Origin of the sequence: Blautia sp. LMAG:89, assembly GCF_008679485.1 — a bacterium.
Taxonomy (GTDB): domain Bacteria; phylum Bacillota; class Clostridia; order Lachnospirales; family Lachnospiraceae; genus Blautia_A; species Blautia_A fusiformis.
The window spans coordinates 855,487-876,308 of the sequence record NZ_NANC01000004.1 but is presented as its reverse complement, the minus strand read 5'-3'; the positions used below and the strand labels follow the sequence as shown (position 1 = coordinate 876,308).

At 41.1% G+C, this 20,822-nt stretch carries 21 protein-coding genes and 2 pseudogenes; 18 read left to right on the top strand and 5 right to left on the bottom strand.

Features of this window, described 5'->3' with window-relative positions:
• The first annotated feature begins 3 nt into the window (after positions 1-3).
• Complete coding sequence (locus tag CCC70_RS07965) at positions 4-1,176, top strand: DVU_1553 family AMP-dependent CoA ligase (protein WP_287084611.1); 1,173 nt, start codon at positions 4-6, stop codon at positions 1,174-1,176.
• Positions 1,177-1,283: 107 nt separating this feature from the next.
• On the opposite strand, the pseudogene CCC70_RS07960 reads toward CCC70_RS07965, so the two are convergent.
• A pseudogene (locus tag CCC70_RS07960) lies at positions 1,284-1,487 on the bottom strand (3-deoxy-7-phosphoheptulonate synthase); the annotation flags it as partial.
• Positions 1,488-1,585: 98 nt separating this feature from the next.
• Between CCC70_RS07960 and CCC70_RS07955 the strand changes: the two are divergent.
• Complete coding sequence (locus CCC70_RS07955) at positions 1,586-1,816, top strand: hypothetical protein (protein WP_270390976.1); 231 nt, start codon at positions 1,586-1,588, stop codon at positions 1,814-1,816.
• 162 nt (positions 1,817-1,978) lie between these two features.
• On the opposite strand, the gene CCC70_RS07950 is transcribed toward CCC70_RS07955, so the two are convergent.
• From CCC70_RS07950 to CCC70_RS07940, 3 genes are all read right to left on the bottom strand, one after another.
• Positions 1,979-2,257: a hypothetical protein gene (locus CCC70_RS07950; protein WP_270390978.1), complete on the bottom strand. Its 279-nt coding sequence runs from the start codon at positions 2,255-2,257 to the stop codon at positions 1,979-1,981.
• 6 nt (positions 2,258-2,263) lie between these two features.
• Complete coding sequence (locus CCC70_RS07945) at positions 2,264-3,007, bottom strand: acyltransferase family protein (RefSeq protein ID WP_270390981.1); 744 nt, start codon at positions 3,005-3,007, stop codon at positions 2,264-2,266.
• A gap of 77 nt (positions 3,008-3,084) precedes the next feature.
• On the bottom strand, positions 3,085-4,173 hold the full coding sequence (locus CCC70_RS07940) for a pyridoxal phosphate-dependent aminotransferase (protein ID WP_270390984.1): 1,089 nt from the start codon (positions 4,171-4,173) through the stop codon (positions 3,085-3,087).
• Between the two features lie 286 nt (positions 4,174-4,459).
• Between CCC70_RS07940 and CCC70_RS07935 the strand changes: the two genes are divergently transcribed.
• From CCC70_RS07935 to CCC70_RS07895, 9 genes and pseudogenes are all read left to right on the top strand, one after another.
• Complete coding sequence (locus tag CCC70_RS07935) at positions 4,460-5,404, top strand: ketopantoate reductase family protein (RefSeq protein ID WP_270390986.1); 945 nt, start codon at positions 4,460-4,462, stop codon at positions 5,402-5,404.
• Positions 5,405-5,520: 116 nt separating this feature from the next.
• Positions 5,521-6,087, top strand: coding sequence for a LemA family protein (locus CCC70_RS07930; RefSeq protein ID WP_227574244.1), 567 nt, complete (start codon positions 5,521-5,523; stop codon positions 6,085-6,087).
• Positions 6,088-6,143: 56 nt separating this feature from the next.
• Complete coding sequence (locus CCC70_RS07925; protein WP_270390989.1) at positions 6,144-7,085, top strand: TPM domain-containing protein; 942 nt, start codon at positions 6,144-6,146, stop codon at positions 7,083-7,085.
• A gap of 274 nt (positions 7,086-7,359) precedes the next feature.
• A complete protein-coding gene (locus CCC70_RS07920) occupies positions 7,360-8,034 on the top strand; it encodes a TMEM165/GDT1 family protein (RefSeq protein WP_270390991.1) in 675 nt (224 codons plus the stop codon).
• Between the two features lie 89 nt (positions 8,035-8,123).
• Positions 8,124-8,249 (top strand): annotated as a pseudogene (locus CCC70_RS07915) (sporulation transcriptional regulator SpoIIID); the annotation flags it as partial.
• A gap of 55 nt (positions 8,250-8,304) precedes the next feature.
• A complete protein-coding gene (locus tag CCC70_RS07910) occupies positions 8,305-8,682 on the top strand; it encodes a TnpV protein (protein WP_008707145.1) in 378 nt (125 codons plus the stop codon).
• Between the two features lie 130 nt (positions 8,683-8,812).
• Positions 8,813-9,181 carry a BlaI/MecI/CopY family transcriptional regulator gene (locus CCC70_RS07905; protein WP_008707144.1) on the top strand — a complete coding sequence of 123 codons (369 nt, stop codon included), beginning with the start codon at positions 8,813-8,815 and terminating at the stop codon, positions 9,179-9,181.
• Positions 9,182-9,191: 10 nt separating this feature from the next.
• Complete coding sequence (locus CCC70_RS07900) at positions 9,192-11,216, top strand: M56 family metallopeptidase (protein ID WP_020993286.1); 2,025 nt, start codon at positions 9,192-9,194, stop codon at positions 11,214-11,216.
• A 30-nt stretch (positions 11,217-11,246) separates the two neighbouring features.
• A complete protein-coding gene (locus CCC70_RS07895; protein WP_020993285.1) occupies positions 11,247-11,678 on the top strand; it encodes a winged helix-turn-helix domain-containing protein in 432 nt (143 codons plus the stop codon).
• 30 nt (positions 11,679-11,708) lie between these two features.
• Here CCC70_RS07895 and CCC70_RS07890 read toward each other — a convergent pair whose 3' ends face one another.
• Complete coding sequence (locus CCC70_RS07890; RefSeq protein ID WP_025577902.1) at positions 11,709-12,752, bottom strand: DUF6076 domain-containing protein; 1,044 nt, start codon at positions 12,750-12,752, stop codon at positions 11,709-11,711.
• 316 nt (positions 12,753-13,068) lie between these two features.
• Here CCC70_RS07890 and CCC70_RS07885 point away from each other — a divergent pair, with 316 nt between their 5' ends.
• The 7 genes from CCC70_RS07885 to CCC70_RS07855 all read left to right on the top strand — a co-directional run bounded on the left by CCC70_RS07885 (position 13,069) and on the right by CCC70_RS07855 (position 20,737).
• Positions 13,069-13,293, top strand: a complete 225-nt coding sequence (locus CCC70_RS07885; protein ID WP_008707138.1) for a helix-turn-helix domain-containing protein — start codon at positions 13,069-13,071, stop codon at positions 13,291-13,293.
• A gap of 180 nt (positions 13,294-13,473) precedes the next feature.
• Complete coding sequence (locus CCC70_RS07880; RefSeq protein WP_008707136.1) at positions 13,474-14,712, top strand: hypothetical protein; 1,239 nt, start codon at positions 13,474-13,476, stop codon at positions 14,710-14,712.
• 21 nt (positions 14,713-14,733) lie between these two features.
• Complete coding sequence (locus CCC70_RS07875; RefSeq protein ID WP_008707134.1) at positions 14,734-15,438, top strand: CHC2 zinc finger domain-containing protein; 705 nt, start codon at positions 14,734-14,736, stop codon at positions 15,436-15,438.
• Positions 15,347-16,696, top strand: a complete 1,350-nt coding sequence (locus CCC70_RS07870; RefSeq protein WP_008707132.1) for a virulence-associated E family protein — start codon at positions 15,347-15,349, stop codon at positions 16,694-16,696. The genes CCC70_RS07875 and CCC70_RS07870 overlap by 92 nt, the downstream gene beginning before the upstream one ends.
• Before the next feature lie 307 nt (positions 16,697-17,003).
• Positions 17,004-17,180, top strand: a complete 177-nt coding sequence (locus CCC70_RS07865; protein WP_171030313.1) for a hypothetical protein — start codon at positions 17,004-17,006, stop codon at positions 17,178-17,180.
• Positions 17,181-17,308: 128 nt separating this feature from the next.
• Complete coding sequence (locus CCC70_RS07860; RefSeq protein ID WP_117593511.1) at positions 17,309-18,985, top strand: RNA-binding domain-containing protein; 1,677 nt, start codon at positions 17,309-17,311, stop codon at positions 18,983-18,985.
• A 27-nt stretch (positions 18,986-19,012) separates the two neighbouring features.
• Positions 19,013-20,737 (top strand): hypothetical protein, encoded by a 1,725-nt coding sequence (locus tag CCC70_RS07855; protein WP_015541718.1) that lies wholly within the window; start codon positions 19,013-19,015, stop codon positions 20,735-20,737.
• The last annotated feature ends 85 nt before the right edge of the window (positions 20,738-20,822 follow it).

Genomic DNA, 20,822 nt, shown 5'->3' with positions numbered 1-20,822 from the left:
GCAATGATCTGTAAGCAGGAAGAAATTACAGATATTACAAGGGAAGCAATAAACAAAATACAGCTGGATAAACTGAATGCTGTTTTGAAAAAAGAAAAAGAAAGGCAGGGTTTTTACAGAGATCTGCCAGAAAGGCTGGAAAGCCTTGCTGATCTGAAAAACCTTCCCTTTACAACGGAATCCGACCTTGCTCAGAAAGGGGGCAGGATGTTACTGTGCTCCCAGGGAGAAATACAGAGGATCATTTCAGAACAGACAAGTGGAACAACCGGTGCAGGTAAACGTGTATTTTATACAGAAGGAGATTGTGAACATACCATAGAACTTTTTATGGCCGGACTTGGTGAGTTTATTTATCCGGGAAGCCGGACTATGGTTGCTATGCCGTTTTCCGGTCCTTTTGGACTGGGAGAGCTGATCGCAGAGGCAATCAGACGTATAGGTGCACACCCCCTTTTAACCGGGAACAATAAAACCTATGGTGAGTTAAAAACAATTCTGGAAGAGGAACAGTCGGACACTTATGTAGGTATGCCGACAGCACTGCTTTCCATGCTTAGAATGTGTGGAAAAGGAAGTATAAAGAGAGCACTGATATCAGGGGATGCCTATTCGGAAACAGTAATGGAAGAAATAGAAAAAATTCTGGGAACACCTCTCTGGCCTCATTATGGTTCCAGAGAGATGGGACTTGGGGGCGCGATCTGCTGTCAGGCTCATGAGGGCATGCACATGCGAGAGAATCACTGTATCATAGAGATCATAGATAAAGAGGGAAATGTTCTGCCTGACGGTCAATGGGGAGAACTGGTGATCACAACCATTGGGATGGAGGCACAGCCTTTGATCAGATACAGGACCGGCGACCATACACGTATTATCCCCGGAAAATGTATCTGTGGAAGTGAGATAAAGCGTCTGGATTTTGTAAGGCGCATCGACCAGTCAAAAAGTATGAGAGAAATGGATGAATTACTGTTTCAGATTCCGGAACTGGTAGATTGCTGTGTAAGGAGTGTTGGAGAGACGAAAGAAATCACAGCACTTTTTACATCAGACAACGGAGAAGAACTGATCAGAAATGTCTGTGCAGAGAAAAATATTATTTCTTTGGATTGCAGAAAAGCAGAATGGAGCGATAGGGCATTGTATCCTGCGAAACGTATTATTTTATAGAGAAACTATTAGAAAACAGAACGAAATCCACAGACTGTCAGCCGGATTTCGTTCTGTTTATTGTTTTATGAATAGTTATTTGTTCACATTTGTATTATCCATAAAAATCAGCATTTCTCAGCAATATCATAAATCAGCCGTTCTGTATCTTCCCATCCGAGGCAAGGATTTGTGATGGAACAGCCAGGAGTCATATGATCACTGATATCCTGACGGCCCTCCAGAAGATAGCTTTCAATCATAACACCCTTCACCAGCTTTTTAAGTTCCGGATTATAATTACGACTGTGAAGTACTTCTGAGACAATTCGGCTACATAAGCTTTAGATTTGCCTCTGAGTGGTATGCAGGGGGAGTTGGAGAAAGCAGAGAATATGGCTTAACATATCGTCTTAAAGACGGAAAGAAGTTGGCGGTTCAAGATGTTGCGTCTGGAAAGAAAAGTAATGTAAAGAAAAATATAGCAACAGCATATTCGAAAAAACTTTCCGGCCAGGGGTATTCTTATGTTATGAAAATGAAGTATTCAGACTTTCAGTTTTATATTAAACTCGGAAAAAAAGTCGTTGTATGTTTTGGTCCATATGGAGCATTGGGAGCACATGGAAAAGTTGTGGTTGAAATAAAAGGCAAATTATAAGGATTGATCAGCTGCAAATTCTGCTTGAACGGTACGCCTATTCTGAAATCGGCGGTACATTCATTCTGATTTAGCGGTATGCGTTTTCTGCTCAGAGCTGACAGCACCAAACAAAAATATCCTGACAGTTACAGAGCTTTCTGGCTCTGCCCTCTACAAAGTCTATGAAAAAATCTTCCCCAGTACTTTCTCATCCCCCATCTCACAAACCCAGCTAAACCCAATCCCCACCAAATACATAAGCAGAAAACAGACCACTGCATAAACATAAGCGTTTGCTCCAACGACAGTATGCTGCAGCAGGGCCATAGGCAGTCTCTGCATAATATACAATCCGAACAGATGCTTTCCGGTGAATTCCAGGAGTGAATTTCCAAGCTGCATTTTTATGGTAAACATCACAACCACCAGTGCGAATACAACAGCGCCGATGGCATACATACAGATCTACTGGCGGGTTTTGTAAACCACGAGGAGCAGGGCCAGGAGTATAAGGGCTGCAAGGATGTAATTCTTTGTGGCCTTTAATTTTACATCAATTTTTTCCTTAAAGAATCCGTACCACATGCCGGCGGGGTAGCAGAGCATGGTGTTGTACCAGTAGTCGGTTTTGTGGAGGGACAGGATGTACATGCTTATCACGGTCAGAACTGTGATGAAAAGCAGAGAGGGTACAGGGTTGTTTTTTAAGATCTGGAATGCGAGCCAGGTGATGAGGTACAGGATCAACATGACAAAAATGTACCAGTTGCTGTTGCCGAGGCTTTCCCAGCCCAGCAGTGCCAGGAGAATTTTTTGCAGGGAAAAGGTTCTTCCCATGAAAGAATAGGCTGTCAGATAAAGCAGTACAGCCAGATCAAAATGCACCAGTGTCCGCAGCACTCGGTGAACTGGGATGCGGCGGACGTAGGGCGTGCCTTTTTTCATGATGGAGACGAAGACACTGTATCCGGAATAAAGCAGGAACAGGGTGACTACCAGTTGGCCGGAGTGGGGGCGCCAGAACTGGAAGATCCGGTCTGTGGGGCCGTTCATCTGGATGTACTGGCAGAAGTGAATCATGAATACCAGCAGCAGAAAAAATCCGCGGATGATGTTGGTCTGTTTCATCGAGATATATTCCGGATTGAATTCCACAGGCCTGGATGGAATGAGCAGCAGAAGGATTGCTGCCAGAATGAAAAAGTTCATAAAATAAATGCTTCTTGAGGTGTTTTCGGAGTGCTGCCCCGTTTGTATACGCAGGTTATACAGAAAAACTTTGAGGACTACAGCGATTTCAGCACTTTAACAAGCCGTGAATTATCCTCCGGCAGCATGATACAGAATCGTACAAATTCCCCGTCCAGGCACTGGAAGGAAGAACAGTCACGGATCATCATGCCTTGTCTGATGCAGGCTTCAAATACGTCATAGGAGGTCAGTCCGTTTTTCAGGATCCGGAGCAGGATAAAGTTTGCATAGGCGGGATAGATTTTGTAGGTGTCTGTATCCTTCAGCTCCCGGATCATCCGGTCGCGTTCGGAAAGGATCAGATTTCTGGTTTCTTTAATATAATCTTCATCCTGCAGCATGATCTCTCCTGCAAAGGCACCAAGGCTGTTAAGTGACCATGGTGTCTGTTTTTCGCGCATTTTTGCAAGAAAGTCCATATTTCCGGTGATGCCGTAGCCCAGGCGCATTCCGGGAGCAGCGAAGAATTTGGATACGCCGCGGAGTACCATGAGATTGGTGAATTCCCGTGTCAGCGGAACTGCGGTGATGGTGTTGATATCCGGGGCAAATTCCACATAGGTTTCGTCGATCATCACGAAGATATTTTTTTCTGCACAGAAACCGATAAGTCTGCGAAGCTCTTCCTGGGTGATGGCAGAGGAGGTCGGATTGTTGGGGTTGCAGAGGATGAGAAAATCATAGCCCTGCTCCAGCTTCCGGCAGAGATCCGGAATGTCCGGCTCGAAATCATTGCTTTCCTGAAGGTGGTAGTATTCCTGGGTACTTCCGGAGAAAGAGAGCTCTCTGGAGTATTCAGAATAGGTAGGCCCAAGGATCAGAGTGTGCTTCGGGGCACGCTCCTGGATCAGAAGGGAGATCAGTTCGCTGGAGCCGTTTCCCGGAAGGATGAAATCAGCGGGAATATTGCAGTAGCTGGAAATCGTATTCCGAAGGGATGTGTATTCTCTGTCCGGGTAGGAGGAAAGGATATCCACGTGTTCTGCAATGGCTCTGCCGGCTTTTGGGGAAAGTCCCAGAGGATTGACATTTGCACCGAATTTGACGATGTTTTCTTTTTTCAGATTGTAGTAGCTGCAGATCTTTTCTATATCACTTCCGTGAAAAACGGGTTTGGTATCCATTTTTGTCACCTCACATTTTTGTTTTTTTCGTAAAAAATTTATATCCAGTATACACCAGAATCCGGGACAAAAAAAGACGGGATAAAAAGTTTCTGTATTTTTTTCGAACAGGATATTATTGAAAATTGCTTTCTGGAAATGTATGGGAATATTTGATACAATGAGCAGGTAGCGAATGCGGATTGTGAATATCCATGCTGTTTGTCAATGTGGATCGTGAATATCCACATTTTTTCCGGGGAGGGTAAGTCCTCAGTGAGAAACAGCAGGAAAGGAAACAGAAAATATGAATACAGAAAAGAAAAAGATCGCAGTGATCGGAATTGGTGGTGTTGGTGGTTACATAGCCGGGCTGCTGGCGAAGGCGTATCCGCATGTGACGATGGTTGCACGTGGCGCCAGGGCAGAGAGCATCCGGAAAAAAGGCCTGGTGCTTCACAGTGATTATAAGGGCGAGATCGTGGCAAAGCCAGAGCGGGTAGTTCCAATTCAGGATATGGGACAGCAGGATTATATTTTTATCTGTGTAAAAAATTATTCTCTGGCTGAGGTGTGCGAAAGTATCCGGGACATGGTCACGGATGACACAGTGATCATTCCTGTGATGAATGGTGTGGACCCGGGAGAAAACATCCGCCGTCTGGTTGGTAAGGGAACGGTTGTGGATTCGCTGATCTATACGGTGGCTTTTGCCAATGAGGATTTTTCCATTTCCCAGCAGGATACGTTTACGTGGCTTTGTATTGGAATCAAAGATGCGGATGAACGGCAGCAGAAGAAAGTTGCAGAAGTGGCAGGGATCCTGAAAGGTGCGGATATTGACTATAAGGATCAGGGGGATATCGAGGTGGAGATTTGGAGAAAATATATCCTCAACTGTGCCTTTAATGTGATGACTGCTTTTTATGATAATACCATCGGGGAGCTCCGCAGAGATCCGGTGAAAGCGCAGCAGTATGAGAAGCTTGTATGGGAAGCTGCCAGTGTAGGTCAGGCCAAGGGGGTTGCGCTGACGGATGAGCACATCAATGAGGTGATCCATAAATTCCGCCATGTACATGCAGATAATGCAACCAGCTCCCTGCAGAGAGATTTTCGCATCCGGAGAAAACAGACGGAGCTGGAAACCTTCAGCGGCTATATTGTGAAAGAAGCGAAGAGACTTGGTGTTTCCATTCCGCTTTCCGAAAAAATATATCAGGGACTTATAGAAATAGCAGAAAAATTCTGACCGAAAAGGGTGAGTTTTTCTGGTGGAATCCTGTATGCTCTGGTACAATAGGGATATAAAAAATCCTGTATTGCAGGTTGAAAGGTTATCTGTGATATCGGAAGGGAGGAAAAGAGATGAAGAAAGTATTTTTGGCTGTTATTGCAGTGATCGTGGTCCTTGCCGGAGGACTTATGCTCAGTTACAACGGGCTTGCCGGAAGTAAAGAAGCTGTGGAAACTGCAGAGGCTGATGTGGATACCATGCTGCAGAGACGTGCAGATCTGATCCCGAATCTCGTCAGCACGGTAAAAAGTTACACGAAGCATGAGACGGGGGTTGTTGACAGGGTTCTGGAGGCGCGGGACCAGCTGATGAATGCAGATACCGTGGAAGAGAAATCTGAGGCAGATCAGCAGATGGACAGTGCACTTTCTGGTCTGAAGGTTGTGGTGGAAAATTATCCGGAACTGAAAAGTGATACTACTTATGTGGGCCTGATGGATGAACTGTCCGGAAGTGAAAACCGGATCTCTGTAGCGAGAAAAGATTATAATGAGGCTGTGAAAGCTTATAACACAAGGCTTGTGAAATTCCCCGGGAATGTATTTGGTTCCATGCTTGGCTTTGAGAAGGCGTCGTATTTTGAGGCCGATGATTCAGCAGCAGATACGCCGGATGTAGGGGATATGCTGGCAGAGTGATAAGATCAGACCATTGTTCTGATGAAATGAAAGAACGGATAGAGGGAGAATATCCTATGAAAAAATGGATCGGACGGATGGCTGTGCTGCTGGCTTTTGTATTGACGCTGTCCGGAAGTACGCTGGCAGCTTTCGGGAAGATCCCGTCTGCCACAAAAGAATTCTATGTTAATGATTATGCAGGGGTTTTCAGCGATACCTGGAAGGAAGAGCTTTGCAAGGCTGGTGAGCAGCTGTATGAGGATACCACAGCGCAGCTGGTTGTCCTTACCGTGGATACCACCGATGGGGAAGACATCAGTGATTATGCAGTGGAAACCGGCCGCAAATGGGGAATTGGTTCAAAGAAGAAAAATAATGGTGTCCTGATCGTCCTTTCGGTTTCGGACCGTAAAGTCTGGGTATCTGTTGGCTACGGTCTTGAGGGAAAGCTGCCTGATTCAAAGACCGGACGACTTCTGGATGAATATGCAGTTCCATCCTATAAAGACAATCAGTTTGAAAAAGGTACCGTGGAGCTTTATTATGCACTGCTAAATGAGATCCGTGAGGAATACGGCCTGGAGAAGATAACAGCTCCCAGGTATGAGAAGGTGCAGCAGGATGTGGACGACGATGAGGATGAGGGAACTGTCTGGGAGATCGCGCTGGGGCTTGTAATGATCGTTTTGCTCATGGTGGGCGCATATCTGCTGTGCGTGATGCTGCCTGTATTTCTTATCGTAACTATGGTTCTGGTTCTGAAGGGCCTGATAATGAAATTGTCGGGAAAGGATACCGCAGACTACTGGAAAAAGAATTTCAGCCGTATGAATGTACTGCATCGGCTCTTTAATTCCCTGTTTCCGCTGAGCTGGCTCCTGGGAAGAGGGGGAAAAAGCAGCGGCGGAAGTTCCGACAATGACGATGACAGAGACGATGATTATGACAGCTACGACAGTGGAAGCTCCGGAGACGGAGGAAGCTTCGGCGGTGGCGGTGCAGGCAGGGATTTCTAGTGGTGTCGGCATGAATCGCCGGTTCTCTTGTACAGCACAGGCGGAGCTTTCTGATGCTCTTGACAAAATTTCTCAACTTTGCTACAATGACGAAAATCAATTCCGTGAGGGAGTAATTCGCGTGTAGACGTGGTTTGTCAACATACTGGTGCATGCACCTGGCAAATCTTAAAGAATGAGACTCATGTATATTTTATTTCTGTTACAGAGATAAAGTATACGTGGGTCTTTTTTTATGGCTCCGGAGCGGATGAATATGCAAAGGAGAAGAAAAATGCTGTTATTTATGAAAGTGCTTTTTACCCAGTTTATTGCGGAAATGGGTGACAAAACACAGCTGATGCTGGTGGCAATGACTTCCAGGTTCAAGCTGAAGGATATTTTGCTTGGAACCGGTGTTGCTGTCCTGGTGCTCAACGGACTGGCAGTGCTTGCAGGAGGTATTATCAGTACCGTGGTCCCTACCTGGCTGATCCGTCTGATCGCAGGTGTAGCGTTCCTGTTTTTTGCGGTGACAACACTGAAGGGTGACGATGATGAGGAGGAGAATGTTAAGGATCGTAAGATCAAATTTGCACCGCTGTCTGTATTCTGTACATTTTTTGTTGCGGAGCTGGGGGATAAGACACAGCTTACCGCAATTACATTTGGTGCCAATGAGGGACTGAGTTCAGCGGTTGTGGTATGGCTTGCCTGTTCACTGGGACTTTTTGCAGCGGATGTGATCGGACTTCTGATCGGATATCTTCTGAAAAGCAAGGCACCGGAGGGAATCCTCAATACAGTTGCATTTGTTATTTTTTCCATCTTTGGAATCCTGACGCTGAGACAGGGATTTGGCCTTCTGCTCGGGGCGGGCTCTTCTATGATCCTTCCGCTTACCGTAGCGGTTACGGTTGTGTTTGTGATCGTCTGTCTTGTGCTTTATAAGCAGGCGAAAAAGAATTAAATTATTATAAGGAGCTTTGCATAGAATAGGGCTCATACCTGAAAAAGCCTCCGCATACACTGTAAAAAAGCGTCTTCGGGGGCTTGGCAGTGAAGGATTATATTGAAGAACGTGCAGTTGAGATCGCAGGATATATTGTTGAAACAAAGGCTACGGTGCGGCAGGCAGCTAAGAAATTCGGGATCAGTAAGAGTACGGTACATATGGAAGTAACAATATAGAACGGTTCGTTTGGGTAATAGAATAAGAAAAACCAAGGAGGAACGAACCATGAAGGATTTGAAAACAAGAATTACGGAGAATGGCATTGATTATGTACTTGTCGGGGATTATTATATCCCAGACTTGAAGCTGCCGGAGGAAAAGCGATCTATCGGTAAGTGGGGACGAATGCACAGGGAGTATCTGAAAAAGCAGTGCTACGGTAGATATTCCAGTTTACTGCTGACCGGAAAACTTTGGAGCTATCTGGAGGATTTGGACGAACAAGCGGAGGAACGGTTTACGTGTATTGTTGATCAGATGAAAGCGGCTGAGGGAGTGACGGAGGAATTGAAGCGGAAAGATGCTATGCTTTGGGTACAACGGTGTAATAATATTAGAAACAGAGCAGAAGAAATTGTACTGAACGAAATGGTTTATATTTAGTATGGAGCAGTCAGCCGAAAGGCTGGCTGTTTTTCTTTTCCTAGCGACAGAAAATGATTGACAATGTTATAAGACTGTGGTAGTCTGAAAACAAGAACAGACTACTGTAGTCTTATAGGAGGCGAAACAAGTGACAGAGGAAAATATCAAACTTTTTGATTCGGAATTAAAGGTAATGGATGTTCTGTGGAAGGATGGTGACGTGCCAGCGAAATATGTTGCAGATACTTTAAACAGAGAAGTCGGCTGGAATAAAAACACAACGTATACATTGATTAAGCGGTGTATCAATAAAGGCGCGATTGAACGAACGGAACCGGGATTTATGTGCCATGCGCTTATAGCAAAAGAACAGGTACAGGATCTGGAAACAGATGAACTTATTGATAAGATATATGATGGATCTGTTGACAAGTTGTTTGCGGCACTTCTTGGCAGAAAAAAACTTTCTATGGAGCAGATTAAGAACCTGAAGCAGATCGTCAGTGAATTGGAATGAGGTGATGTATATGAGCCTGCTGCAAATGAGTTTTCTGGGAACGGTTATTATTTTACTTATTGTGGTATTAAGGGCTGTGCTTATCAACAGATTGCCGAAGAAAACATTTTTGATTTTATGGTGGATTGCATTAATACGGTTATTAGTTCCATTTTCCATAAAATCAGTCACAAGTATTTATTCTCTGTTGCAGAGTATTTATTCTGATATAAACCCAGTGAGAACGGCGCAAACGACAACATTTTTACCCATTCATGGGAATATGCCTGAGATAGCAAATGGATTATCAGAGGCTATGGTACAGAGAACAGAATCCATTTCGATTTTGAGTGTAATATGGCTGGCAGGTCTGTTACTTTGTTTTGGATTTTTTGCGGTTTCCTATATAAAATGTTATCGGGAATTTCGATTTTCGCTGCCTGTTGAAAATGATATTTTGGAAGCATGGAAGGAAAAACATCCACTAAAAAGGAGTCTATCCATCCGGCAGACAGAAACCATAGCTGCACCACTTTCTTATGGTGTGATTCGCCCAGTTATTTTAATGCCGAAAAATACAGAATGGAAAAATATTTATCAGCTTCGTTATGTGTTGGAACATGAATATGTGCATATCAGACGGCTTGATATGCTTACAAAGCTGATAATGATTGCTGCAGTATGCATTCATTGGTTTAATCCTCTTGTGTGGGTAATGTATATTCTTTTTAACAGAGATTTGGAATTATCCTGTGACGAAACCGTAGTCCGTAGATTTGGAATGGATATAAAGTCGGTATATGCAACTGCTTTAATATCTATGGAAGAAAAAAAGAGCGGACTGACACCATTATGTAACAGTTTCAGTAAAAATGCGATTGAAGAGAGGATAAGAGCAATTATGAAGATAAAGAAGACATCTAAGTTTGCAGTAATTATAAGTGCAGTATTGGTAATTTGCGTGACAGGTGGATTTGCAACTTCCGCATCATCCTTGGAGAAAAAGACAGAGACAGCGCAAGAAAACGGTGAAACAACAGTTGCTTTAAACGAAGTGAATATCCGGGAAGATGAATCACTTTCAAGTTCGGATGTGGAATGGTGGACAGCAGAAGAGTATGCGAAATGGCTGGACGAGGAAAAAGAAGTTCTGCAGTCTATGATTGGTGAAAAAGCTTATACAGGCGGCGACGGATGGTTTGTATGGACACAGGAAAAGGTAGATGAGACGATTGCACTTTATGAGGATAATCTTCAAAAAATAAAAGATGGGATGAAGTTGTCGAAATCATCTGATGATGCAGTGGGAATTACAATGGCATATTCTCCGGAAAATATAGAATATGCGAAGCAGGAAGCAGAAACGGTCACCGAAAATAAAGACAGTAATGAAAATGTATTCAGCGAAGAACAGCTTTCTGAATATGCAAAAGCGGGAATAACTTACCAGAAAGAAACAGGATTTCTGATGTATGATGGAAAGACCATTGGATATTTCCGGGATGAGTTTAAGCCGGGTACTTATACAATAAGTTCCAAACGTGGAGGTACGCTTCGAGTTGAAGTGCAAAGGGAAAACTATGGCACCATCACAGACGTAAAGGCAGAACCGTTATCAGATGATTTTTGGTCAGAACCGGCAGTATTGGTTGAAAGTTCCGGCGGAGAAGCTGTAACTGCAGATGAAATGAAAGGATCTGTTTTTGAAGAAGGAGGAAGTGAGAACATAGCGGCTGATGACATGGGCGAATATAGCAGTGAAGAGGGAAAAGGTCTTAATATTGCTGTTCCACAGGAGTATGCTGATTATGGAGTATCTTGTGATGCTCAAGGAAACTGGGTTTATAATGGTAAGATTATAGCAGATTTATATGATGAGGGAAGGGGAATCTTTTCTAACAGCAACGGAACTATGTACATTGAAGTAACGAGAGACAAAAGTGGAAAGATCAGCAGCTTTCAAAAAGTAAGCAAAAATAGAATGCAGGAATTATTTACTGAATTTAATCCGGAAGCGGAAACATTTGATGGATATACTTCAGAGGCGAAACATTAAGTTAGTATTAAATGAAACGAGGACGATTAGGTGGGAAAAATATTGCTGGTATCATTCGAGGGAGCTGAGGAAGATTTGGTAAATTCTGTTATTTCTGTGTTAGATTCCGGCAGAGAGAAATTTCTTTTTCAGGAAATACAATTTCAATCGAAAATATGGCATAAGGGTATAGCGATTGATTTGAAACGGAGAGAAGTCGTTCGTGATAATAGAAAAATAGAATTAACTTACACCGAGTTTGAAATCCTGCAGTTATTAGCACAAAATCCAGGAAGAGTATTTAGTAAAGAACAGATTTATGATATAGTCTGGAAAGAATCCTATTTTGGCGATTACAATATAGTAATGAGCCATATCAGTCATATTCGTGAGAAAATAGAAGATGATCCGGGTAACCCGGTATATATTCAAACCGTCTGGGGTGTAGGATACAAGTTCAATGAGAAGGCAGGCAGCGAGTAAATTCGCTGCCTTTCCTTTACAGGGATGGATTCAGATTTTGCTGAGTTTTAAGATAATATTGCTCTGCTGATACAACCAGTCTGTGAATTCTGTCGGACTGGTTGCTCCTGCCTTTACAGCTTTCTTACGCTGCAGAGCTTCTTTCTTAAAAAGGTCAAACGCATTTTTCATTTCTTCCAGGCGTTCAATCGGAAAATTAGCAGTTTTTTGGGACTTATTGATTTTATTACGCCAATTCTGGCATTCATTTTTATAAAGCAGATCATAGTTATTTTCTCTGGCTCGTTCATCAAACTCCCTTTTGTTTTGAAGTGCCTGTGCTTTACGGCACTTATCACTGCACAGTTCATAACGCTGGCTTTTTGCCAGAAAATATTTTCCACAGACTTTGCACTGACGGAAACAAAGGCCCCAGTCATTCAGTCGATTCAAGTAATAAGTGATAAGCGGATAAAAAGAGCTATAGGCAGCTACGCATTCTGTTCTGCGCCTATTATCCGGAAACCAAAGTTCAAGTCGAGTGATTTCAGCAGGAGTGTTGCGGAAATAAAGACTGCCAGTATGAAAACGTTCTGGTTTTCCGGTATCAGAATTAAAATTCATGACATTTTCTGTTTGGAATGCCTGAGTCAAAATTTGGATTTTTTCTATAAAACGATCACAGGCAGTATTACGGTCACGATATTCCCTTGTAACAAGATATTCATTCCAAATACGGAATGTAGCATACATTCTCACCGGATCACCGGTGAGATATTTTTTTGCCAGAAAATCACCAGCAGTCTGTTCCAGTGCAGGCTGTTTCCAACGGTTAGTGTGCAATGCATCACGTAGGGGAGCAAGTCCATATATATTCCAGTTCTTTTCTTTATCATATTCAAAATCTATCAGAAAACGTCCTAGAGGACGTGTTATATCATATATGACATCGTTATCTTTATTTCCGTCCAGTCGAAAACGGATTTGCTGTTCCGTTCCGATTAAAATTCGCTCCTTCATTTTGTCTCTATCCAATGCCAGAACGAAGAGGATGTGGTCGTAGCAAGGTTCTTGCCTTATAAATTGATAAGCCATTTCTATTTGCTCCTGTTTTGTATGGTAATTTTAAAAAATATAATATTAGTTACATTTATGGTATCGCGAAAGTATTGAAAAGTCAAGATGAGATTGATAAGATACGATTGAATGGTAATTTCGTACTATGCAGTGTACTTTGACAACTTTATGACCGTCTAACCTGAGATAAACCGCCATGACCTTCGATAAAAGAAGTGAGCGCATCCGAATGGATGACGTGTTGTATGCCTTGACAGCAGTATGACTCAGGAAACAGGAAAGAGAAAACGGCAATGAGAAGCTAAAAAAATGAGATCAAAAATGGAGGAACAACATGAGTGAAAATAAGAGATTAAACAATTATGATGAACTGCCTCTTGTACTGGATGTGGCTGATATTCAGCGGATTATGGGGATTTCCAGAGTAACGGCTTATGAACTGGTTCATACACCCGGTTTTCCGGCATTTCGAAGCGGCAGATTAATTAAGGTTAGTAAAATTGCTTTTTTCGAATGGATGGCAAAGGGGAATGGAAGGGTGCCGGAGAATAGTAACTAAATCTGGAGCAGAGCGGAGAGCGAAGTCTTTTGTGCAGGTTAAGGGCGGCAGCCATTGCCCAGTGAGTTGATGCGTGCGTCTACTCGTACTGGGTATTACCTGACGCAAATTCACGCAGGTTTGCAGCTTCGCTGCCTTATTTAATTTGGAAAAACGTGAAAAAGGAGGGCAAGAAAATTATTGAAAGCAACAAGACACAATGGACGCTCCGGGAAAAATGGCACTTATAATCCCAGGCATAATGATCGCCGTTTCGACTTGGAAAACAGTGAACATATTGATGCTGGAAGAGTCAGAGAAAATATTTACTGGGACTGTTACCGTGGCTATACCACAATGCAGAACAGGGAAGAAGATTCTCAGGATATCAGTTTTGAGAAAATTGAATGTACTTTTTATCAGGAACATTATGGAAAATATATAGAAGCGCAGAATGAAAGAAATGCAAGAACCCGTCATACAGAGCGTAACCGATCTGTGGAAGATTTACTAAAGAACAATAAAACCTGTCCAGAGGAAACTATTTTTCAAATAGGAACAGTAGAAGAATCTGTTTCCTATGAAATATTACTTGCGGTCGTACAGGACTTTACAAAGCAGTTCACAAATCGGTTCGGTTCTCATGTCCATATTCTGGACTGGGCACTGCATTTGGACGAAGGAACGCCGCACATTCATGAACGTCATGTTTTTGATTGTGAGAATAAGTACGGGGAAATCTGTCCCCAGCAGGAAAAAGCACTGGAAGAATTAGGGATTGCACTTCCAAAACCGGATAAACCTAAAGGCCGCAATAATAATCGAAAGCAGACTTTTGATGCTATTTGCCGGACAATGCTTTTTGATATAACTCGAAAATACGGGTTGCATCTGGAAGAAGAACCGTCTTATGGAGGGCGAGATTATCTTGAAAAGCAGGATTATATCCTGTTTAAGCAAAAGGAACAGATGAAAAACCAGACAGAAATACTGGATACACTTACTTTGAAAATTGAAGAAGTAGAAGCTTTGATCGATGAAGTTTCAGATATTGCTTACGACAAAGCTGTGGAGGTTGTGACGGATGAGGTCAGAGTGGAAACCCATAAAGAAGACATTCGTCTGGTAGAACAGTCAAAGGCGTGGGTGCTTTCCCCTGAGCGCAAGGCTTCCCAAAAAGAAAGAACTTATGCTGTAAGTCGATTGGACGGAGTAATTACCAAAATTACAAAAGCTATGCAGACAGCAGTTAAAACAATCCAGACCACGCTGATAAAACCGGAAGTCAAAAAGGTGAATACCGAACAGATTAAGAAAAAAGCCAGAAGTTCCATTCTGGATAGGCTGGCAAAAGCAAAAATTACTGCGGAACAGGAGAACCGAGAGCGATGGGAACACGAAGGAAGAACTAAATTGGGAAGGAACGATATGGAGTTGTGATGTAAAGAAAAGAGGAAAAGGATGAATATATTTGAAGCAGTTAAACAGTCTGTGACTACCCGGCAGGCTGCAGAAAGCTATGGAATACGGGTAAACAAGAATGGAATGGCGGTCTGTCCATTTCACCGTGACAAGAATCCAAGCATGAAAGTGGACAGGCGTTTTCATTGTTTCGGATGTCAGGCAGATGGGGATGTGATTGATTTTACGGCACACTTGTACAATTTAAAACCAAAAGAGGCGGCAGAGAAATTGGCAAGAGATTTTTCTATACATTATGAGAACATGGGGCACAGCCCGCCACAGAGAAAACAAATCAAACGACAGCTAACACAGGAACAGAGGTATCTGCAGGCAGAAAATAGATATTTCCGTGCACTGGCAGATTACCTGCATTTGTTGAAACAGTGGAAAGAAGAGTGTGCTCCGAAACAGGTGGAAGATGTCTGGCATCCGCTGTTTATGGAGGCATTGGAAAAAATATCAGAAACAGAGTACCTGTTGGATACATTATTATCAGGCACATTAGAAGAACGAGTTGCCGTAGTGGTGGCTCATGGGAAGGAGGTGACAGCGATTGAACAGAGAATTTCAGACTTTATCACCACAGACACGACAGGAATTGTGCGAAGTAATGGATATAATGGAAACGGAGTTGACAGTAGAGGAAATCAGAGAACAACTGGAAATGACACAGAAGGGTGCTGTGAAAAACAATCGGCATAACTGTAAGCTAATTTTAGAACATGATCCTCTGTTAAAAGATGTATTCCGGCACAATATTTTGACTGAGCAGACAGACATTGTAAAACCCGTGTGGTGGGAACGGATAAGCCCGGCATTCACAGATATGGATTTGAACTATATTATGCTTTATTTGGAAGAGACTTACGGTCTGACGATGGATAAGATTGTGCAGAAAAGTATTGTCCATCAGGCAGATCGGAACAAATATCACCCTGTCCGGGATTATTTGAACAGTCTGCAATGGGATGGGCAGGAACGTATCCGCTATGTGCTGCATCATTTTCTTGGTGCACCTGTGGATGAGTTGACCTATGAAAGTATGAAAATGTTTTTGCTGGGAGCTATTGCCCGTGCGTTCCGCCCCGGAATTAAGTTTGAATATATGCTCTGTCTGGTCGGGGGTCAGGGCGTGGGAAAATCTACATTTTTTCGTTTCATGGCAGTAAAGGATGACTGGTTCACTGATGACATCGGCAAACTGGATTCGGAAAAAGTTTATTGTCAGCTTCGTGGTCATTGGATGATTGAAATGTCTGAAATGGTCGCAACGGCACGCTCTAAGAGTATTGAGGAAACAAAGAGCTTTCTGAGCAGGCAGAAAGAGACTTATCGGGATTCTTATGCAGTATATGCTCTTGATCGTCCGAGGCAATGTGTATTTGGAGGAACATCCAATATTAAGCGATTCCTGCCGTTTGACCGTACCGGAAATCGAAGATTCGTTCCGGTTCAGACGAACCGGGCAGAGATGGAGGTTCATATCCTCGAAAATGAGAAGGAATCCAGACAGTATATTGATCAGGTGTGGGCGGAAGCAATGATGTTGTACCGTAATGGAAATTTTAAACTGGCGTTTTCAAAGGAAACAGAAACACAGCTTGATAAACTGCGGCAGGAGTTCATGGCGGATGATACGGAAGCCGGAATGATACAGGCATGGCTGGATGAACATGAAGACAGAAAAGTCTGTTCATTGATGCTTTTTAAAGAGGCACTGGACAATCCTTATGTAAAGCCGAAGAAGGCGGAGACAGACCGCATCTGTGAAATCATGAATACAAGCATTGTGGGTTGGAAACAGGGGACGATGACAAGATTCAAGGATTACGGTACACAGCGTTCGTGGGTATGTGTAAACGAAAACTGTAAACGAGACGCAAAAGACTTAAAAAATGAAAATGACTGGCATCCGATTACTGAGAAGGAAGCCCGGCAGGTGGAGTTACCTTTCCAGTAAAATGCCAGTCAGGTTTACGGTAGTTGGCGTGTTGTTTACACTTTTTTCTATGGATATTGCTTTGACTTGTAGAATTTGTAAACAGTAAACAGATATATAAGAGTAATTTGGTATTGAGGAAAGAAAACTGAAAAAACAAAAAGAATTAGATTTTTTGGAGTTTGTTTACAGCGGTGGTTTACAACAGGGATGCCCCTTTGACCGGCATCTATTTAAGTTGAACAGGAATGGCATTTGGCAGGACTATTTCAAAAAACATTTTCATAGTTATGGACAAAGACATACGGGAGGAGGTGGAAATTCCGCTATGAAAAAGAGAAAACTTAATTATCGATTCCATAATCCAAACACTGCGGAAGTAACCGCCGACTATCTGTTAAAGATATTGATTGAAGCAAATGCAAGTAAGGTGGAACAGGCAATACAAGAAGCAGCGGATGAGCTTCCCAATGAACCAAAACATGATGGAGGGTGTCCTGCGTAGCGCGTGGGATGCCTTTTATTTTTTTGCTATTGCTTGTGTTCTGTCTGAAAATCAGTTAAAATTAGTTCTAGAAAGTCATAGATTAGTCATAGAATTTAGTCATAGAAAATTTTGAAAGGCGGAAGAATATGATATATACGGATAGCCAATTAAAAGAAAAGATTGTTCGCATGATAGAATCTTTTGAAAATGAAGTTGTAGAATTTAAAGAAGCACGCACAAATTATTCGTTTAATGACATTGGTAAATATTTTTCTGCACTTAGCAATGAAGCAAATCTTCGGGGATTACAGGAGGCGTGGCTGATTTTCGGAATTTCGGATGATAAACGATATGTAGGAACGGAATTTCGGAAACAGGGAAGTCTGCAAAGTTTGAAAAAGGAAATCGTAAATGGAACCAATGAACGATTGACATTTCTGGAGATATACGAACTGACAATGGAAAAATGTCGAGTGATAGCATTTCAAATTCCTCCAGCTATTAGGGGGATTCCGACAACATGGCAAGGGGCAGCGTATGCCAGAGAACATGAATCTATATCACCGCTTCCGATGAATAAAGTAGATCTACTTAGAAGTCAAATAGGAATGGATTGGTCAAAAGAAATTGTAGAAGATGCAACGATAGAAGACTTGGATGAAGAAGCGATTAAAAGAGCAAGAGAACTTTTCTCAAAACGTCAGAGTGATCGAAAAAAAGCACAGGAAGTTTTAAAGAAACTGTCTGATATTGAGGTTTTAAATAAAGCTGGTATTACAATAAAAGGAAAAATCACCAGAACGGCATTATTGTTATTAGGAAAAAGTGAGGCTAAATATTTCTTTGATGGCTTTATTCCTAGAATTACCTGGACACTTTATAATGCAGATAATTCGGTAAAAGCTTATGAACATTTTGATATACCGATGTTAATGGCAGTGGATAAGGTATATTCCAGGATCAGAAATGTAAAGTATCGTTATATTGCCGGACAGCAGACTTTGTTTCCGGATGAAGTAGATCAATATGAACCAGAGCTGATCAAAGAGATTATTAATAACTGTATTGCTCATCAGGACTATCGCTTGCGTGGAAAAATCAACGTAGAGGAATTTGAGGACAGACTGGTATTTATCAATGAGGGGGCTTTTATACCAGAAACTATTGAACAAGCACTGGAACCGGGATATAAACCACCGTATTATCGAAATGTGTTTTTGTGTAACGCAATGGTAAATCTGTATATGATTGATACAAATTCAATGGGAATACCAATGATGTATCAGATACAGCGTGATAAATGCTTCCCATTGCCGACATATGATTTGAACACAATTAATAGAGTTACAGTGACTGTGTACGGAAAGATATTGGATAAGAATTATACTCAGCTTTTATATTCCAATGAAGATTTAGATATGAGAACTGTATTTTTGTTGGATAAAGTTCAGAAACAGGAAGTAGTTTCTAAAGAAAGCTTTAAGGATTTGAAGAAAAAAGGTCTTGTGGAAGGACGTTATCCTAATGTTTTTGTATCTTTCAAGGTGGCAGATATTGTCGGACAGAAAGCTGCTTATGTTCGAAATAAAGGGTTAGATGATGATATTTGCAAGCAGTTAATTATAAAAGCACTTCAGTCAATGGGAGAAGCCAGCAAAAGAGATTTAATGGAAGTACTGGAAAAAGCATTGCCAGAAGTACTTAGCGATGAACAGAAATCGAAGAAGGTTTCTAATTTGTTACAGGCAATGAAAAAGGATGGAATTGTTGTTACAACAGGAACTAATAGGTATGCAAAGTGGTACTTGATAAAAAATGATTGATTTACAAAAATGCGAGGGGGATGAAAAATGAAATATATTACACAAGATTGGACATCTACTAAGGATGGATATTTATTTTTTGTTCAAAGACTACAAGAAATGTTGTTTCATTATTCAGATGATATTGTTAAAGCGCCTGTTCATAATACACAAACATTATTAGAAGAATATGTTGATACTGAAAAAGATGTGGTGAAAGGGAGTATTAAGCAATATCAATTAGATATAATTGCAAAAGAGATTAAGTCGAGTTTAATGACAGACGTTATTGTTCGAGAGTTGTATAAATATGAAGTTATTGAAGAGATGGCAAAATTTTTAGATAAAGATCAAAGAACAGCGGTACATTATATATTCAATAAGATACCAAAGAAAAAGTACTATGAAATATGTTGTAAATACTTGAAAGAAAATTTGTCGGAATCAAACCGTAAAACAGAAATTGAAAAAGGACTTCGTGCTTGGCTTGCTTTTTTGCTATGGCATGGATATTCATCGGAATATATATATAGATTCCTGAGAAATATATTTGAGGAAAGTATAAATGATCCAGAAAAAAAAGCACAGATTTTTTTGAATAGGTTTGATTTTGAAATTGGTAAATACAAAGTGTACTTTGTTTTTTATGAAAAATTAAAGCCATATCAAAAGTTGTTAAATGAAAGATTGCATATTTCGTTTGAAGATGATGGTTGCTTTAAACAGATTAAAAGAAAGCAAAAGTCCTTTATAGGGGTTATGGAAACAAAGGCATATGATAATTATTCAGCAATGAAACGAGCGTATTCTGCATTAGAAATTTTTTTGAGATATTTAGAAGTTTTTTTGAATGATAATATCAGTGTAATAGGTAAAAACGGATTGGTAATTCGACAAGATACCCAAGAGGGAATAATTCTTCCCGTAAAAGCGTTTGGGTATAAAAGTATCAAGCCTGAGCCACGAGAAAATTTTAAAACTGAAATAGATACAATTGTTTTGGGATGCCAAGAAAAAGGAAAGGAAACTTATTCTCAGCTTAATAAGATTGTTGATTTGCATAATGCGGCATTAAATCAACAAGACTTAAATGATGCATTTCTTAATTTGTGGTCAGCGTTGGAGGTTGCAAGTGTTACAGATAGTTCAAAATCCAAAATTGAAAGCGTTACTGATAATATAGTTTCCATTCTACAAAATGACTATTTCGAATGCATATTTTCTAATATACTTGACGATTTGAAAAATAATTTAGGTAATCGAAAAGTAAGTTTGTTGCTTAAAGATATAACAGAATTCGATAAAGAGATTTGTAAAATCGCAGGCTTTATATTTCTTGAAAAATATGAGAAATATCGAGAAGATTATTTTGCGAATGAGCTTAAGTATTATCCCAATATACGTTATAAAATATATAACTTATATGAGCAAAGAGAAAATCGCGAAAAATTATGGCATCTTTCCGAAAAGTATTGTCAAAGAATTGAATGGCATCTTTATCGCTTATATAGGCTTAGAAATGCTATTGTTCATGCAGGGGAAAGCCATAAACGAATACAAATGTTAGGAGAACATTTGCATATCTATGTGGATCGTGTAATTCTTGAGTTGATGGTTAAATTAGCAAAAGATAAATGCCTTGGGACGATACAAGATGTTTTTACAGATACATATTTGTTATTGAATAAAAAGAAAAAAAATTTAAAAGAACCAGGTAATGTTGATGAACAATCCATTATGCTATTGTTAGAAAATTTTTTTATCGAAGAGTAATGCATATAAGGAATATTCTGAAGAAAGGGTATTCCTTATTTTGCTATTTACAATTATATTTTAGATGGTACAATAAAGTTGTAAC